Annotated in this window: 11 protein-coding genes; 5 read left to right on the top strand and 6 right to left on the bottom strand. The window is 67.3% G+C overall.

Features of this window, described 5'->3' with window-relative positions:
* Positions 1-26: 26 nt before the first annotated feature.
* The 6 genes from ACFV4R_RS08970 to ACFV4R_RS08945 all read right to left on the bottom strand — a co-directional run bounded on the left by ACFV4R_RS08970 (position 27) and on the right by ACFV4R_RS08945 (position 12,621).
* A complete protein-coding gene (locus tag ACFV4R_RS08970) occupies positions 27-1,412 on the bottom strand; it encodes a nucleotide sugar dehydrogenase (RefSeq protein WP_377202004.1) in 1,386 nt (461 codons plus the stop codon).
* A gap of 472 nt (positions 1,413-1,884) precedes the next feature.
* On the bottom strand, positions 1,885-4,554 hold the full coding sequence (locus tag ACFV4R_RS08965) for a LuxR C-terminal-related transcriptional regulator (protein ID WP_377202003.1): 2,670 nt from the start codon (positions 4,552-4,554) through the stop codon (positions 1,885-1,887).
* Positions 4,551-7,277: a LuxR C-terminal-related transcriptional regulator gene (locus tag ACFV4R_RS08960; protein WP_377202002.1), complete on the bottom strand. Its 2,727-nt coding sequence runs from the start codon at positions 7,275-7,277 to the stop codon at positions 4,551-4,553. Before ACFV4R_RS08960 ends, ACFV4R_RS08965 begins: the two co-directional genes overlap by 4 nt.
* Positions 7,278-7,550: 273 nt before the next feature.
* A complete protein-coding gene (locus tag ACFV4R_RS08955) occupies positions 7,551-9,455 on the bottom strand; it encodes a DUF2264 domain-containing protein (protein WP_377202001.1) in 1,905 nt (634 codons plus the stop codon).
* Positions 9,452-10,615, bottom strand: coding sequence for a LacI family DNA-binding transcriptional regulator (locus tag ACFV4R_RS08950; RefSeq protein ID WP_377202000.1), 1,164 nt, complete (start codon positions 10,613-10,615; stop codon positions 9,452-9,454). Before ACFV4R_RS08950 ends, ACFV4R_RS08955 begins: the two co-directional genes overlap by 4 nt.
* Positions 10,612-12,621 (bottom strand): heparinase, encoded by a 2,010-nt coding sequence (locus tag ACFV4R_RS08945; protein ID WP_377227107.1) that lies wholly within the window; start codon positions 12,619-12,621, stop codon positions 10,612-10,614. Before ACFV4R_RS08945 ends, ACFV4R_RS08950 begins: the two co-directional genes overlap by 4 nt.
* 152 nt (positions 12,622-12,773) lie before the next feature.
* Here ACFV4R_RS08945 and ACFV4R_RS08940 point away from each other — a divergent pair, with 152 nt between their 5' ends.
* From ACFV4R_RS08940 to ACFV4R_RS08920, 5 genes are read left to right on the top strand one after another with little or no spacing between them, the layout of a single operon-like run.
* Positions 12,774-13,787: a hydroxyacid dehydrogenase gene (locus tag ACFV4R_RS08940; protein WP_377201998.1), complete on the top strand. Its 1,014-nt coding sequence runs from the start codon at positions 12,774-12,776 to the stop codon at positions 13,785-13,787.
* Positions 13,788-13,839: 52 nt separating this feature from the next.
* On the top strand, positions 13,840-15,120 hold the full coding sequence (locus tag ACFV4R_RS08935; protein WP_377201997.1) for an ABC transporter substrate-binding protein: 1,281 nt from the start codon (positions 13,840-13,842) through the stop codon (positions 15,118-15,120).
* Between the two features lie 9 nt (positions 15,121-15,129).
* Positions 15,130-16,059: a carbohydrate ABC transporter permease gene (locus ACFV4R_RS08930; RefSeq protein WP_377201996.1), complete on the top strand. Its 930-nt coding sequence runs from the start codon at positions 15,130-15,132 to the stop codon at positions 16,057-16,059.
* The gene (locus tag ACFV4R_RS08925) at positions 16,059-16,991 is read left to right on the top strand and encodes a carbohydrate ABC transporter permease (RefSeq protein WP_377201995.1); all 933 of its coding nucleotides are present in this window, start codon (positions 16,059-16,061) and stop codon (positions 16,989-16,991) included. The genes ACFV4R_RS08930 and ACFV4R_RS08925 overlap by 1 nt, the downstream gene beginning before the upstream one ends.
* The gene (locus tag ACFV4R_RS08920) at positions 16,988-17,737 is read left to right on the top strand and encodes a hypothetical protein (protein WP_377201994.1); all 750 of its coding nucleotides are present in this window, start codon (positions 16,988-16,990) and stop codon (positions 17,735-17,737) included. The genes ACFV4R_RS08925 and ACFV4R_RS08920 overlap by 4 nt, the downstream gene beginning before the upstream one ends.
* Positions 17,738-17,745 lie beyond the last annotated feature (8 nt).

Raw genomic sequence — 17,745 nt, 5'->3', positions numbered from 1 at the left:
TCCTGCTTCCAAATGGAGTGGTGTGGTCAGAGCCTGGTGACGTTGTCTGCCTTGGGCAGCCGGTAGGTGGTGTCCAGCACTGCCGTGGCGTCCTCCAGCCAGTCAAGGTCCGTCTGGCTGTGCCTGGTGTGCAGGATGACGAGGTCCGCTTCCCACAGTTGGGGTGCGGGATTGGAGATCAGTGTCCCGCCCCTGCCGTCCGGCGCGGTGAGGCACCACGGATCCGAGTAGGCCACCTCGGCACCGTCGGCGATGAGCTCGGCGATGATCTCGAGGGCCGGGGATTCACGGAGATCCTCGACGTCGGGCTTGTAGGCCACGCCCACCACCATCACCCGTGCGCCGGCCAGGCCGTGGTTCCGCTCGGAGAGGATCCGCCGCGCCTTTTCCACTACCTGGTGCGGCCTGCCCGCGATCCCGATCATTGCCTGCTCGATCACCGGCGCCGTCACGCGGGCCTTGCGCAGCTGCCAAAGGAGGTAGTGCGGGTCGCAGGGAATGCAGTGTCCGCCGACTCCCGGGCCGGGGGTAAACGGCATGAACCCGTACGGTTTGGTGGCGGCCGCGTTGATCACGTCCATCACTTCCATGTCCAGTTCGTGGCAGATCTGGGCAAACTCGTTGGCCAGGGCAATGTTGACCGCCCGGAACGTGTTTTCCACCAGCTTGGTCATTTCCGCGGCGTCCGCGGACGGGACCACGTGGACCAGCTTGGTGCTGGCGCTGAGCAGCCGTTCCGCTGCCTCACCGCAGGCGGCCGTGACACCGCCCACCACCCTGGGCACGTCCTCGTGGGAGAAGGAGTCGACGCCGGGATTGATGCGTTCCGGCGAGAAGGCCACGTACACGTCGCGTCCCGGGATGAGTCCCTTCGCCGCGAGAGGCATCGCCAGCAGGTCCCGTGTTGTGCCCACGTAGGTGGTGGAGGTCAGCATCAGCAGCTGCCCCGGCACCGCGTATTCCACCACTGAGGCACACGCTGCGCGCAGGATGCCAAGGTCGGGAACAAGGTATGCGTCCACGGGAGTGGGAACGCAGACCACGACGGCGGCGGCGTGGGCCAGCAGCGAGAGGTCGCTGGTCAGCATGAATGAGGGGTCCAGCAGCGCGGTCTTCAGCCGCTCCTTGTCCGAGTCCAGCAGGTCCGCCTGCTGTTCGCGGATCACTGCCAGCCGCCGCTCCGAAACGTCGAGCCCGAGGACCCGCCGCCCGGAGGCGTTGATGGCCAGGGCGGTGGGCAGTCCCACGTAGCCCAGGCCGACGATTGCGACGTCGAATGTGAACACCTGGTCCTGGGCGGGAATTGCCCGCGCCGCGGTGCCCTCAGTCCACTCCACTGCCTCAGCCGGCAGGGAATGGGATTCAACGGCGACCTGTTTCTTGAGGGTTTTTACCTTCGTGTTCGGTGCCATGGTCAGTCGACCTCCCGGTGCATTTTGTCTCCAGAGTGAATAAAAGCCGGCGGCGAGAAGCTGTGTGCCCGGGTCTCAGGTGGCACGTCGCCTTTCACCGCCGGCCCGTTTTGGGGGGTCCCCGCCAATGGCGGGAGACCTGTCGCATCGGAACTGCCTTCCGGCCGGACTGCCATCAGGCTGTCCCCCGCAAAGGAAATCTTCCTGCGCTTCATGTCGAGGCCCACTTCCCCTCGTGCTGGCGGTTGCCAACAAGACGAGGGTATTAATCAAGTCCTTTGCCCGGCGCGAGTGTGGTGTACCCGTCTTTGACCCCGCCCGACGCACCCGGCGGTGAGACTACGTGGCTTGGGGCTGCCCACCACTCGCATTGGTACTCGGTAGGGCGGGTGCCCCTGGATTGCCCGGATTTCCGCGGAACCAACACCGAAAACCAGCGCGGCAGCAGGCGCTGGTTAACGAATACGGCTGGTTAGATGGTGTGTTCGCCGCTGATGAGCTTTTCGCGGTCGCTGATTCCGAGCTTGGCGAACATCCGGTACAGGTGGCCTTCCACTGTCCGGAGGGAGAGTCCGAGGCTGAGTGCGATGTCCCTGTTGCTTGAGCCCGTCTGTACCAGGGCAACGATCTCCTGTTCGCGCCGCGTCAGCTTTGACAGGTCCGGCATCCCCTGGCCTGTGGCCGCGGGAGCCTTCCCCAGGGCCGCGGTGCGCCGTTTAAGGAGCCGCTGTGCTTCCAGCTGGCGGGACTTGTCTCCCCGGCTTTCGAGGATCCTGAGCGCATGGCCCGCGTAGTCCGCTGCTGCGAGCTCCAACCCCTCCCTGGCTGCGGCCTCACTCAGGGCAATGAGCCCGGCGGCATCCTTGGCGTCCAGGGCCTGGCTGTAGCTGAAGGCGAACTCGGCGGTACGGCCTTCGCTGGTTTCTGCCAGGGATTTCAGGCGGCGCACCACGGAGAGGTCCCCCGCCCGTAGGACCAGGACGAGGATATCGATCTCCGGCCCCACTGCCCCGTTGGCCGCCGCGGTGTCGGCGAGGGACATCAGCCGGGACAGTGTGGGGCGCAGCCCCACCTGCTGGACCTTGGCCATGGCGGCGTGGGCCCGGCCCAGCAGGGACGATTCCATCCCGTCCCGGGCCAGCGACTCATGCTCCAGCGTGTAGGAGGACGCGACATCCCGGAACTTCAGCAGGGAAGCAGCATAGGCAGCGGCAGCGACGGCGTCGGGTAGATCGCTTTGCAGGTCCGACACCCGGAGCATGCTCACCGCCTGGCGGAGGCACGGCAGCGCGGCCCCCAGGTTGCCCCGGCGCAGGTCCACGCTGCCCGCGCTGAAATGCAGCGCACCGCCGTCGTAGATCAGCGAGTTGGGCGCCTGGGACACGTGGTTCTTCAGATACTCCTCAAGCACTGTGAACTCGCCGGCATGGAGCAGGGCAAGAATGTAGCGGCGCATGAAGAACCCGGTGTGCTGCAGGCCCCAGTAGCCGGCAGCATCGAGGATGTCCTTGACGTCGGCCAGAACCTGCAGGGCCGAGAGGGGCTTGCCTGTGACGGCCATCGATTCAGCCAGCAGCGTTCCTGCGAGCAGTCGGGTTTCCCCGTCCCCGCCCTGTTGCCAGATCTGCCGCAGCTCGCGTTCCGTTTCCACGTGGCGGCCCTCCGCCTGCATTCCCTCCAGGACCAGCAGGCGGCTTCCGAGGCGTCCCAGTTCAAGCTCCTGCGCGTCAATTCCCCGGGCGGATTCCGCGATCCGGGCCAGGGCAGCCTCCCATTCGTACGCCGCCTGCTTCACCGCGTTGGGGCCCGCCCCCTGGCGTCTGGCGAGTTGCGCGGCGAGCATGGACACCTGCCGCAGGGTGGCAGGATGGTTGGTCCTTTCGACGATCCCGCTGATTTCCCAGGCCGTTCCCCGGATATCCCCCCGGTACCATTTGGCACGGGCCACCTCCACCCGGGCCGCGAGCTTGAGCGCCGGGTCCTTGATGGCTCCGGCTACCCGTTCGACGTAGCTGGGGATGAAGAGCCGGTTGGCCAGCTGCGCGGCCTCCAGGATTTCGGTGTCCGGGATCCTGGCACCGGCTTCGAGCCCCCAGGACACATAGCGGAGCAGGCCGTCCATGGTCTGCGGGCGGCTTTCAAGGAGCTGCAGGATGCGCTGGCGGATCCGCAGGCTGCGGGCGGCCGGCACAATCTGGCGGAGTACTTCGCCCACCAGCGGCTGGACCAGGCGGACATGCTGCTCGGCATCGGAATCGATGGTGATCAGCCGCATTTCCTGCAATTCGTCCACGGCGTGGTGGTCACTGGCCTGCCGCAGCACATCCAGCGGCAGGGGTTCGGCCAGGGCGACGGTATCCAGGGCCTCACGCTGCAGATGGTCCAGGTGGACAATCTGGTTCCGGACCAGGTCCAGGAGCCGCAGGCTGTTGCCGCGCAGCTCGGAGGTCAGCATCCATGCCCCGTTCCGGTTGACCAGCTGGCCGGCGGACCTGGCATTGCCGATGAGTTCCAGCAGGAACATCGGGTTGCCTCCGGATGCCCTGCGGAGCACAGCGCCTGCGCTGGGGACCACGGGTGCGCCCAGCACCTGGGCGCACAGTTGATCGACGTCCTGTCCGTTCAGCGGCTGCAGGTCGAAGCGGTCCAGCAATCCTTCGGACCACATCGAAAAGATTTCACCGGGCGGCGCCGGATGGGGGCGGCAGATGAAGACCACTTTGGCCGCTTCGGCAGCAGTGAGCTGGGCCAGGACGGCGACGCTGCCCTCGTCGAGGTGCTGGGCATCCTCCACCACCAGGACGGCGGGCACCGATTCCCGTTCCCTGGCTGGGTTCAGGGCGGCGGTCACGGCCTTCATCACGGACAGCGGCTCATTGATCTGGCCAGGCGTCAGCGAGGTGATCAGTGGTGCGAGGGCGGCGAACGGGACTCCGGCCAGCGTGGCCCCGGCGAACACCCGGAAGGGCCGCACGCGGTGGCCCAGTTCCTGGATCACCGCGTTGACCAGTGCCGTTTTACCCAGCCCGGCATCACCCAGCAGGAGGATGCCTGGCCCGTTGCGGTCAAGCAGGCAGTCCGCGACGGCGGCCAGGATGCCCGAGCGCCCAACGAGCGTTTCGCTTGCCAGTACCTCGGTCATTGCTGGTTCCCCTCAGCGAGGCCCAGGGCAAACGGCAGCTCCGAGCGTTCAACGATCTTCAATTTGCCGTAGATCTGGTAGAGGTGTCCCTCCACCGTCCGTACCGACAGGTGCAGCCGGGCGGCGATGGCCTTGTTGCTGTGGCCCCTGGCGGCGAGGGTGGCGATCTCCAGTTCCCGCGCTGTGATGCGGTCTTCCTGCTGGACCGTGTCCTCCGGCGCCCGCATCCTGTGCCGGCAGGTTTCCGCGATCCGGCGGGCCTGCAGGAGCAGGGCGCGGTCTTCCAGGGCATGCGCGCCGCGGATGACAGCCTCTGCGGCATCGAAGGCAAACCGGTCATGCTGCAGGTCCTGGGCGAGCTGGGCGACGGCCACCTGCTGGGCCACGTCATGGGCGAGTACCGCATTGGCGTAGGCTGCGCACAGTCCGGCGAAGTCGCCGTCGCACCTTAACGCCGTTTCAAGGAGACGGGAAGCCGCGGCTGTCCGTCCCAGCCTGACGGCCGTGCTCAGCGCGAGGACCTCAAGTCCGTGGTTGCCCGCCGCATGGTCGTCGTCGGCCAGCCGCACCAGTGCCTCGCTGGCGGCCTGCGGCCTGTCAACGCCGTCCATGGCGAGGATAGTGAAATAGGCCGTGATCCACTCCATCGGCCGTCCGGGCCGCGCGGGCCCCGGCCTTTTCTGTGCAAGGTAGCTGCCGGCCCGGTCCGGTTCGCCTTGCAGGGCCGAGGCGTAGGCAGCCGCTGCGGTGGCCACGCCAAGGATCCCCTCGTCATCCCGCACCCGCAGCTGCCCGATCAGCGGAACCAGGGATTCCAGCCCCTCATGTGCCCTCCCCTGCAGGCACCGCAGGACGGCCAGTGCCAGGTCGAAGGAAGCCGGGAACGGCTGGCCGGCGGGGAGCGGAGAGTCCCAGTGCGGCTGCAGCATCGATGCCGAATCTTCCCAGCAGCCTGCCAGCAGCAATGCGAACCGCAATCGCCCTGCGGCCGGCCATGCAGCAGCTGCGGACACCATCGGATTCCGGCCGTCGGCCAGCAGCTGCCCGGTCATGTCAGCTGCCTCGGCCTGCCGCCCGGTCAGTGCCCACGCCTCACACAACAAACTGCCTGCCATGAAGCGGAATTCCGGTCCGTGGGTTTCAAAGTCCTGCAGCGCATCCTCCAGCAGCGCGGCGGCTTCTGCGTAACGGCCAAGGTGGCCCGCAACCCTTGCTTCGGCGAGGACCAGCTCTTCCCGTAAGAACCTCTCAGCGTCCGGCCCACCATGCATTCCCTGCGTCAGGCCAGCGGGGGCAACATCCCCCGGCATCAGGTCCCCGTCCAGCATCTTCCGGACATGCCGGAGGCGTTCCGCAGCCTGGTCCATGGTTGCCCGGTCGGATTGCAGGACCGCGGCCTCCGCCAGCTGGAACCGAAGGGTGTCGGCGGAGGCCGGCACGTCCGCGTCGTTGCCCTCCTCGCCACCACCGGCTTGTTCCCGGTACTGCCGGATCAGGGCACGGGCTTCGCTGACGGCACCGAGGGCTGCGAGGGCCGTGGTTTCCTCGGCGACCGCCGCGGCGCTGCGTGAATGGCCGGGTACTGAGCGGACCAGCCGAAGGGCCAGCGGGTAGTCAGCACGCGTGTTGGCGATCGTGGCGGCGTGCAGGGCCTCCGGTTCGGTGAGCGGCGAGCCGCATTCAAGGGCCCACGCGGCAAGGGCCACCCTGAGCGCGGGGTGCATCAGCGCCGGCTCCACTGCCTCGCAGAACCGTCGCCGGAGATCGCTGCTGCGGCCTGTGGGGATGTTGGCGCGGATCACGTCGCGCAGCAGCTGGTTCTGCATCCCCACCATGCGTGGCAGGGAATCGTCCACCACCAGGATCCCGCGTTTTTCCAGGGCGTCGACGTCGTCGGGCAGCGCGATGGCCAGCAGCGCTTCCAGCGGCACGGTCCCGGCCAGGGACACGATCTCCATCGCCATGCGTTCCCCGGGTCCCAGCTTGCCCAGCCGGGTGACCACCAGGTCTGTAATGGCAGGGCCGTGGGGCCTGTCCGTAGCGGTAAGGACCCAGACGCCGTCGCGCACCGCCAGCGCCCCGGAGTCAAGCAGTTCTCCGGCCAGCATTTTCAGGTAATGCGGGTTTCCGCCACTCGCCGTCCAGAACTCGTGCGCCGCGGATGCCGAGATGCGGCCGCCGAGGCTCGCTTCCAGCCAGGTAATGGCATCGGGCAGCGGGAGCGGTTCGAGCTCGATCCGCGCAAGGTACCCGTCCGTGCAAAGCCGGGACAGTTCGCTTCCCAGCCGCTGCGGATCGGTGCACGTCAGGATCAGGCCTGCCGTTCCGTTGCGGGCGAGCTGGGAGATGACAGCCCCCGCAAACTCATCCACGTCCCCCGCGTTTTCAATCACCAGGTACACGGGTTTGCCCTCGGCCCGCGCGGTGAGCAGCGCCGTCAGGGCGGAGAGGACCAGCGCAGGATGGGACAGGAACTGGGAATCCAGGTCCCTCAGCAGAACATTCAGGGCACCGTACGGGCTTGCGGTGAGGCCGGCGCTGGCCCGGAGCACCACAATGTAGGCGTCATCGCGGATTTCCTTGGTCAGGAGGCTGGTGAGGTAGCTTTTGCCGCTCCCCGAGGCTCCGGTGATGAGCACTCCGGCGCGTGACTCGTCCAGGGCGCGGATGAGGTCCTCTCCGGTGGTCCTGCCGCCAATCTGCGGCCAGGTCCTTGAGCTCACCCCGGTGCCCCCTCTGCTGGTAGACGTCGCGATGCCCGATCCTCCGACACCCCCTTGTCCGGGCGTCGGCGGATCAGGCTTCCGGGGGCCCCTAATGCGCCAACCGCCACCCTGACTGGGTCCCCGCCAATCAAGTAGTGACAGCCCCAATTAATCAGCTGGACTCTTGACAGGCACCAGTAGCGAGTACTCGTCTTAAGTACCCCTCCGACTACTTTGCTACTCGCGAGTACTCGTCAACGTTGAGAGGTTGACGAGTGGACCCAGGGGTTCCTACGCAGGATTGAGCTGCGCGAACACCGCGTCGACGTCGATCGTGGCACCGTCCGCGAAGGCGAACAGGCCGTCCGCCACGAAGCGCGCCCCGCACGTTTCGGCAAGGGAGCCTTCTCCTGAGAGCACGACGACGGCGGCGTAGTCCGCGTCGGCCACGGCACCGGCGGTGCCAATCCAGGGGATGGCCAGGTGCTCCCCCACCGGGTGCGGTGCCTCGCGGCGCCAGGTGCCGGCGTCGTCAAGGACCCCGCCCCACTCAACGGGGCGGACCTCGCTGGCCAGGCCGGCCGCGGTGTCCACCGGCCAGCCGCCGATCCGCAGCCGGGCGCCGTTGCCTGCGGCGTTGCGGACCCGCACCAGCCGCAGTTCCACGGCACCCCGCGTCACGGATGCCACCGTCACTTCGGGCCCCGGCGTGGCAACTCCCGCAGCGCCGCTCCCGTGGTCCGGGCCGCCGTCGGGATCCACCTCGATCCAGTGTGCGGTGAAGCGCGAGGCCCCCACCTGCACCCCGTCCTGCCTGAAGTGGCCAAGGAACTCGAATCCGGTCCGGTGCGTCAGCCGGCCTTCCGCATCGGCGAACGCGACGGCGTTGTCCACGGATTCCGGGGCAAGGTCCGGGAAGGTGGCAGTGGAGTAGCCCAGCCGCGCATACAGCGGGGAATCGGCCACCCGGACGCCGGCGTTGGCATGGTCGGTGCCGTGGTTGCGGATCCGCACCACACCGTCCGAGGCGGTCCCGTCCACTTGCCAGCCCGGAGCCGTGATGAAGCGCTGCGTGTCGCCGGTTTCCACCGGCAGCGGCTCCTCGACGGCCGTCCACACCGGATGGCCGGCGGGGAGGGCGAGGCCCATCATTCCCTTGGCGGCCCAGTAGGGGGACCCCGCGCCGGAATAGGACTGTTTCATGCCCGGGAACTCGGAGTGGAAGCCGATGGTCAGCAGTCCGTCAGCGTTGTGGGCGCCCCGGTTTAGGAAGTACTTCAAGATGCCGGAGGCCGCCCGCCGGGTCACGCCGGGCGTCAATCGGGTGTGCCCCGCGATCTGTCCCGCCCAAAACGGGGCCGCCGCGGCGAAGCGGTAGATCAGGCTGCGGCCCTGGACCAGCGGAGCACCGTCAGCCCCCACCAGGTGGATGGCGTCGTCCAGGAAATCGGCCAGCCGTTCGCCGTCCAGCTCGGCACGGGCCTTCACTTGGGGGTCCTCCGGCGCCATCAGCTGCAGCAGTTGGGGATAGACCTGGAACGCCCAGCCCACGTAGTGGTCGTAGGCGCGCTCAGGGCCATCGGCAAACCAGCCGTGGCCGCGGTACAGGGAGTTGTGGATGGCCAGCCCGGCGTCGATGTCCGCATCCGAGTATCGTCGGCCCACGCCGGCGAGGAACTTTTCGACGACGATCTGGAACCACACCCAGTTGATGGGCGGGTACGCCTGGCCGATCACGGTCTCGAACCAGGCCACCAGCTGCTCCTGGACGCGCTGCGGCAGCCGGTCCCACAGGACGTCCCGGGTCAGCGCCAGTCCCACGGCCAGCGATGCCGCCTCGACTTTGGCCTGGTCCAGTTCACCCGGGGTGGGCCAGCGGTCAGGGTTCGCGGGGTTGGTTCCGGCGTCGAGGCCCTTGGCGTACCAGTCGGCCAGCCACGCGGTGCCCTCCGGATCACCGGCGATCCGGAATGAGGCCAGCAGGAAGGTCCGGGCAAAGGCTTCCAGCGAATCGCTGTTCCGGCCATAAGCGCTGGTGGCTCCGGGGAGGTACAGGTTGGCGTGGTCTTCGGTGGCGTGGCGGTGCGCGGACCGCAGCAGGTAGTCGGCGTACGCACACCAGTGGTCCCGGGTAAGGCCGGTATACGGCGAGGCGCTGAAGTCCAGCGGGGGCATGGCCAGGGGCGCGGCGTTCACAGGGAATCCTGCAGTACGCCGGCAGCCGGAATCCGCGGAGCCCCGATGGACGATTCCCGCAGGATCAGGTCCGGGTTCAGCTCGATCCGGTGCACGGGACGTATCCTGCCCTCGGCCAGCCGTGCGGCCATGAGCTGCACCGCCACCTTGCCCACGTACTGCTTGGGGGGCCGGACGGCGGAGATGGCGGGCTCGGCCAGGTAGGCCACTTCGTCGTCGTACCCCACGATCGCCATGTCCCCCGGAACGGTGAGTCCGCGGTCCACGCAGTGCTGCACGAATGCCACCGCCTGGGTGTCCGAATGCACCAGCATCGCCGTGGTGCCGGTCTGCGTGCACAGGTCCAGCACATGATCGAAGTGGCCGGCCCGGCCGCCGTTGCCGCGGTTGGCGGGGTCCTGTTTGGCTGAGTCCTCGTGCACCGAGCCCTCCAGCGGAATCTTCAGTGCGGCCAGGGCCTGGTGCCAGCCGCGGACCACGTGCGGGCTGGTGGGGCTGGACGAATCGGTGAGGCAGCCGATCCGCCGGTGGCCTTCCTGCCACAGGTGCCGCACGGCCATACCGGCGCCAAACGCGTGGTCCGTGGCCACCCATTCAAGGCGGTGCGCCGGGATCTCGGCCGGTGCACGCCGTTCGGCGAGCACCACCGGGATGGGCAGGGCGTTCAGCCAGCGGATCAGCTCAGGGCCGTGGTCACCGCCCATGTCCGGGGCCACGATCAGGCCGTCGATGTTCTGGGTGTCCAGCAGGGCCTGCACCTGCCGGCGGTTGTCTGCGGCGTCATATGCGGACCCGCGCACCATGATCCGCAGGTTACGCTCTTCCGCCTCGGCCCGCGCCCCGCTGATGACCTGCGGCCAGTAGTAGTCCAGTGACGGCACCACCATGCCGATGGAGTAGCTGTGCTGTGCTGCCCGGCCCGCTGCCGAGCGGTCCAGCGGGCTGGGCAACGTGGCGCCGCCATGCACGCGGGATACCAGGCCCTCGTCCGCGAGGATGTTCACGTCGCGGCGGATGGTCAGTTCGCTGACGCCCAGCTTCGCCGCGATGTCGCGGACGGTGATGGCACCGTGCGCCCGCAGTTCCTCCATGAGCCGTTCCCGGCGCTGCAGCGAAAACAGAGACTTTCCGGTGGGTTCGGACGGTTGCTCAGGGCTCATGGTGTTGCCTCCACAGTGAGGGTGAATGCGCCGGCGGCGCGGAAATCAGGGGACGGTGCAATTGCAGCCGGCGTGCGGAAACGCAGCCGGGTCAGCCGTGCTCCCCACGCGGCGGCGAGGAGCGGATCGTCCAGCTGCCATTCGTCCACGAGGACGACGACGGCTGCCGGGTCCCAGCGCAGGGCAGCTCCCCGCGGCGTCGCGTTTGCCGCGTCAACCGCCGGGATGCCGTCCGGACGGACGGTCGCCGATCCGTCCGGGCCAAGGATCACAGTTCCGGCCGTCAGGAAGGTGATGTCGACGTCGGCCGTTCCGCCCGTGGCCGGTGCAGGAAGGTCCCAGCTGTCGGCGATGGTGATGCGGCCGGAGGCCCGGTGCAGTTCCGCCGCCCGGATCCAGGCCCGGGGTTCGAAGCCGTAGGCCGCTCCCAGCGCGAGCTCCAGCAGCGGCCGCTCCGGGGTGGGCGCATTGAGGACGCCGGCCGCGAAGTCGCTGCCGGTTCCCTGTTCAAGGCCGAACGGGGCAGGGACGCTGTGCCAGTTGCTCTGCATCGCGCGGATGCCGTAACGGTCCGGGCCGAACGTCTGGGCGGTGTAGGTGGGCTGGCCGGCGTCAACCAACAGGGGAACCCCGTCCACGGCAACCACTACCGAGCCGACGTCGCGGTGGTTGTGGTGCTCGCCGTTATGGCCTCCCTTCGCGGCCAGGAGCAGTCCCTCAGCCGTTCCCGCGGTTTCCCGGGCCACCATGATCTGGACGGATGGCAGGTACGTGGTGGCCACCAGCGGAGGGTGGGCCGGAGTGGCGGTGGAAGCGGGTTCCGGGAGTTCGAGGAGCGTGTGCAGGACCCGGCCGAGCCCCGCGGCGGGATCCGGGCCGCGGGTGGCCATGGCGGCGGCGTGGCCGGCCGCCTCCGGATCGCCCAGACGGACTGCCCAGCGGTGCAGCATGTCCCAGGGAAGGGCAGCCGCAGCGCGCGCCGGACCGTCGGCCACGTTGAGGAACCAGGCGCCGCCGATGTGCATGCGGTGCGGGAAGGCGACCATTTCACGGACCACCGGGAGGCCGCCGTCGAGCACGCCGCCCGTGGCCTGTTCCAGCAGGGCCAGCCCCTCCAGCGCCCGCCCGGCACCGTTCCACCAGTAGGCGAAGCCCTCGTCAATGGCGCCGTCGGCCGGGATGGATGCCAGGAAGCGGTCCAGGCCCTCGATGCAGCGGGCCACTGCCCGCGCTTGGGTGATGGGGTCATCCACCAGGAACAGCGCCGCCGCAATGAGGTTGGAGTGGATCCAGGGATTCCAGTTGTGGACATCCCCGTCCAGGCCCAGCCAGTGCCAGTCCAGCCGGTCAAGGAAAGGCCGGATGACGCGCCCGGCGACCTCCTCCCGGATGCGCCGCCGCAGCCCCGGCGCCCGGTCATCGAGCTGCCCGCCCAGGACATGGTCCAGCCATGCCAGCTGCGCGGCCACCTCCCCCGCGCCGAGGTCCAGGTACGGGGTGGCCAGGTCCGGAACAACGCAGCCCGTGCGGCGGAAGACGTCGTCGTGCGCGGCCCAGCTCCACGAGCTCTGTTCGCAGAGCAGGAACGCGCCGTCGATGACCTCGTCCAGCCACGCCTCCGCCTCGTCGCCGTCCCCTTCCTGGCGGCCGGGATTACTGGCCAGGGCCATGACGACGGCGCGGGTCAGCCGCTGCTGGCGCGCAGCCACCAGGCCTTCGTAGGCAGTCCGGTTTCCGTCCCGGAAATACCGGGCGTAGTGGGACACCAGGGGTTGGGGCCACGGCGTTCCCCGTTCCCCCTGTGCTTGCCGGACAACAGGAGCGGGCAGATTCAACACCGCGGTATGCCAGGCTTTGCTGCCCGCTGCGGGAACACTGATGCGCGCGGCCGCGCCGGCCAACAGGGGAAGGAGCGCCGGCTGGGAGCCGTCGGGTCCCCAGGCAGTGACCAGTGGCGCTGCAGGTGCCGGCAGCGTGGTGTGGGGACTGAAGGGGGACGTCATCATCGGCTCTCATGTTCGAATACGATCGTTTTGGATCGAAGGTGAATAACTTGGTTGTTCTATCTTGTTCATGAGTATCTACTGATTGTTAGATGTGATGCAAGACATGAATTGCGGTTGTGAGCGCAAACGAACACGAGAGAAGGGAGGCCCGGATGTCGCCAAAACCCAAGGCCCTGCTGGTCATGAACCGCGGAACCTTTACTGACCAGTTCGATTCCACCCGGTTGGACCGGTTGGCGGGGCTGGTGGATCTGGGCGGGCAGCCGTGGACCGACTCGCTGGAGGATCCGGCGGTGGCGGGCCGGCTCGCGGACGTGGAGGTCCTGCTGACCAGTTGGGGCGTGCCGCGGCTGGATGCGGCGGCGCTGGAGCGGATGCCGAACCTGCGGGCGGTGTTTCATTGCGCCGGGACGGTGCGCAGTTTCGTCACACCGGAGTTGTGGGACCGGGGCATCCTGGTGACCAACGGTGCTGACGCGAACGCCATCCCGGTGGCCGAGTTTACGTTCGCTTCCATCGTGCTGGCCGGGAAGAAGGCGCAGGTGCTGGCCAACGATGCCCGCACCTGGCGTGAGGACTGGTCCTACACGACGGCGCGCGGCGAGGTGGGCAACATCGGCCGGGTGATCGGGGTAGTGGGGTTCTCGCGCATCGGCCGCCGCGTGGTCCGCCTGGTCCAGCAACTGCAGGACGTCACCGTCCTGGTCCACGATCCGCACGCCGATCCCGCTGCCGTGGCCGCTACCGGCGGCCGCCTGGTGGGCCTGGCCGAACTGCTGCGGGAGTCCGACGTCGTGAGTATCCACGCCCCGGCGCTGCCGGAAACCCGGCACATGATCGGGGAAGCGGAACTGCGGGCCATGAAGGACCACGCCACTTTGATCAACACCGCCCGCGGCTCACTGGTGGACACCCGGGCGTTGGAATCCGAGTGCGCCACAGGGCGGATCCACGCCGTCCTGGACGTCACCGAGCCCGAGCCACTGCCGAAGGATTCGGTCCTCTATGACCTGCCCAACGTGGTGCTCACGCCCCACATCGCCGGGTCGCTCGGCACCGAAACCCGGCGGATGTCCGACGCCGCGCTGAACGACCTCGAACGGTACCTCACCGGAGAACAGCTCGTAGCCCAGGTGGTCTCCGAAGACCTCTCCCTGAGCGCCTGAACCAACCCCGGCCGCGGACGCGGCAGACCAAAAACCCAGTAAGGAGCACGCAATGAAGCGCACCACCCTCGCCGCCATCGCACTGGCAGTAACCGCAGGCCTGGGCCTGTCCGGTTGTGCCGGCGCCGCCGGACCGGCCGAACCACAGGGCCAGGAAGGCAAGACCCGGCTGACCGTTTCGGTATGGAACTACGAAGGCACCCCGGAGTTCAAAGCCCTCTTCGACAGCTACGAGGCAGCCAACCCGGACATCGACATCGAACCTGTAGACATCCTCGCCGATGACTACCCGCAGAAGGTCACCACCATGCTGGCCGGCGGGGACACCACGGACGTCCTCACCATGAAGAACGTCATTGACTACGCCCGCTACGCCAACAACGGCCAGCTGCAGGAAATCAACGGCGTGGTGGACACCGTTGGCAAGGACAACCTCGCGGGCCTGGACGCCTTCGACATCGGCGGCAAGTACTACGCTGCCCCCTACCGCCAGGACTTCTGGCTCTTGTACTACAACAAGGACCTGCTCAAGGCTGCAGGCGTGGAGAACCCCGCTGACCTGACCTGGGACGAGTACACCGCGCTGGCCAAGAAGCTCACCACCGAGGCCAACGGCAAGAAGGTCTACGGTACCTACCACCACATCTGGCGCTCCGTAGTGCAGGCCATCGCGGCCGCCCAGGACGACGCCGACCAGAACAGCGGCGACTACGGCTTCTTCGAGGACCAGTACAACACCGCCCTGGACCTGCAGAAGAGCGGCGCCACCCTGGACTTCGGCACCGCCAAGAGCCAGAAGACCAGCTACCGCACCATGTTCGAGACCGGCCAGGCCGCCATGATGCCCATGGGCACCTGGTACATCGCCGGCATCCTGCAGGCCAAGAAGGATGGCAAGTCCACCGTGGACTGGGGCCTGGCCCCGATGCCGCAGAAGAACGACGACGGCAAGGTCACCACGTTCGGTTCGCCCACCGCGTTCGCCGTGAACAAGAACGCCGCGCACTCGGACGCAGCCAAGAAGTTCATCGAGTGGGCGGCGGGTGAGGAAGGCGCCAAGGCCATCTCCAAGATCGGCGTTGTGCCGGCCCTGCAGAACGACTCCATCACTGCCGAGTACTTCAAGCTCGCCGGCATGCCCACGGACGAACTGTCCAAGAAGGCCTTCACCCCGGACAAGGTTGCCCTGGAAATGCCGGTCAGCGACAAGTCTGCCGCCACGGACAAGGTCCTCAACCAGGAGCACGACCTGATCATGGTGGGTGAGCGCTCGGTGTCTGACGGGGTTGCCGAGATGGGCAAGCGCGTCAAAAGCGAAGTCCTGGGCCAGTAACAGGCAGCCATGAGCACTGACATTATTCCTTCGACGGTTGCCCCGGCTGTCCACAGCCGGGGCAACCGGAAGCAGGCCCGGCGCAACACCCTGATCGGCTGGACGTTCATCCTGCCGAACTTCCTGGGGTTCCTGGCCTTCACCCTCATCCCGGTCCTGGCCGCGTTCGCGCTTTCCTTCATGGAATGGACCTCCTTCACCGCCCCCAAGTGGGTGGGACTGGCCAACTTCCAGCGGATGTTCGCCTCAGATTCCTTCTGGATCGCGCTGCGCAACACAGTTGTCTACGCCATCGGCCACGTCCCCCTCACCATGGCCCTGGCGCTGCTCCTGGCGATGCTCCTGAACCGCAAGCTCAAGGGCATCGGCTTCTTCCGCGTCGCCATCTTCTTCCCCTACATCACCTCACTGGTGGCAGTGGCCGTGGTCTGGAACATGCTCTTCAGCCCTGATAACGGCCCCATCAACCAGTTCCTCACCACCATCGGCATCGCCAACCCGCCGGGCTGGACCTCCAGCTCCGACTGGGCCCTGCCCGCGGTCATCATCACCAGCGTCTGGCGCGACATGGGCTACTACATGGTCCTCTACCTCGCCGGCCTCCAGGCCATTCCCGCCGAACTCTACGAAGCCGCCGAAGTCGACGGCGCCTCCGCCTGGCAGCGCTTCTGGAATGTCACCATCCCCTCGCTGCGCCCCACCACGTTCTTCGTTGTGGTCATGCTGACCGTGTCCAGCTTTAAAGTCTTCGACCTCATCGTCGTCATGACCAACGGCGGCCCCGGCCGCTCCACCACCGTGCTGTCCCAGCTCATCTACCAGGAAGGCATCGGCGAAGGAAAGTTCGGCTACTCCTCAGCCATCTCCCTGGTGCTGTTCCTCATCGTGCTGACCGTCACCGTGCTCCAATTCAAGATCCAACAGCGGAGGGAACGCTGATGACCAACATGGCCGAAGACCTCAAAACCAGTCACCTCAACGACGCAGCCACGCCCCAGAACACCGCGGAAGAGGACCGCCGCAGCGAACGCCGCCGCTCCCCGCGCGAAGCGAAGAAACGCACCACAGACCTCGTCATCTACGCCGCCCTCGTGGTCCTTGTGGCGGCGCTGATGGTGCCGTTCATCTGGATGGTCTCCTCCTCCCTGAAGGAAAACAACCAGGTCCTCACCGTCCCCATCCAGTGGATCCCCACCGAGTTCGTGTGGAGCAACTACACGGATATCTGGACCCGGATCCCCATGATGGGCTACCTGCAAAACTCACTGTACTTGGCCGTGATCATCACCTGCCTGCAGGTCCTCACCGGATCCCTGGCCGCCTACGGCTTCTCCAAAGTCCGCTTCCCCGGCCGGGACGTCCTGTTCCTGGCCTACATCGGCACCATCGCCGTGCCCTGGCAGGCCTACATGGTCCCGCAGTACATCATGATGCAGAACCTGGGCCTGACCAACAGCTTCAACGCGCTCATCCTCCTCCAGGCCTTCGGCGCGTTCGGCGTGTTCCTCATGCGCCAGTACTACATGACCATCCCCGACGAACTCTGCGAAGCCGCCCGGATCGATGGCCTCAGCGAATACGGCATCTGGGCCCGCGTCATCCTCCCCCTCTCCAAACCCGCCCTCGCCAGCCTGGCCCTGCTGACCTTCGTCAACACCTGGAACGACTACATGGGCCCGTTCATCTACCTCACCAGTAACCGGCTCTGGACCGTCCAACTCGGCCTGCGCTCCTTCGTAGGCCAATTCGACGCCGAGTACGCCATGATCATGACCGGCTCCGTGATCTCGGTGATCCCCATCCTCGCGATCTTCCTCATCGGCCAGCGCTACTTCATCCAGGGCATCGCCACGAGCGGCATGAAAGGATGACCACCGTGGCACAGCACCCCGCCGGGCACTCACCAAACACCGGCCAACACCCCCGGCAACGCGGCCTGGCCGGCCGGATCCCCAGCCCCGGCTTCGAAGCCTTCGGGAACATCTTCGGCTTCATCTACACCTTCCTCGCCGGAAACGTCCTCCTGGCCCTGGCGAACGCGCCCCTGGTGCTGTGCCTGGCCCTCGTGGCAGACCCCGCCGCCGCGTGGCCCTTCTTCCTCGCCCTCACCATCACCATCCCGCCCTCCCTCGCCGGGATCTTCGCCACCTTCAAAGCCCTGCACGACGACGGCGCCGCAGTAAAACCCGTCGCGGCCTACCTCCGCGGCTACCGCAGCGGGTTCCGGCGGACCGCCCCGCTCGGGCTCGCCGCCGTCGCCCTTCTCCTGTTCCTCGGCGTGGACCTGGCGATCGTCCAAACAATGCCCGCAGCAGCCCTCCTGGTCCCCGTGATCCTCACAGCAGCCGCCGCAACACTGGCCGTAACCGTCACAGCGACCGCCGGCGTCGTCCTCCTCCCCGAAACACGCCTCAAAAACCTGCTCAAAGCCGCCCTCTACCTCACCGTCCAACGCTGGTACCTCAGCCTCGCCGCCCTCGTACTCCTCGGCATCATCGCCTCCGCCGCCATCCTGCAGCCGGTGCTGGGCATCGCCCTGGCACCTGCACCACTGCTCTTCGTCATCTGGAGCAACGCCTTCTACGCCTACACCGCAGCCCTCCGCACCGCCAACTGATTTGGGAT

Origin of the sequence: Pseudarthrobacter sp. NPDC059871 (assembly GCF_042731175.1) — a bacterium.
In the GTDB taxonomy this organism is placed as follows: Bacteria; Actinomycetota; Actinomycetes; order Actinomycetales; family Micrococcaceae; genus Arthrobacter.
This window is presented reverse-complemented; position numbering and strand designations above follow the sequence as displayed.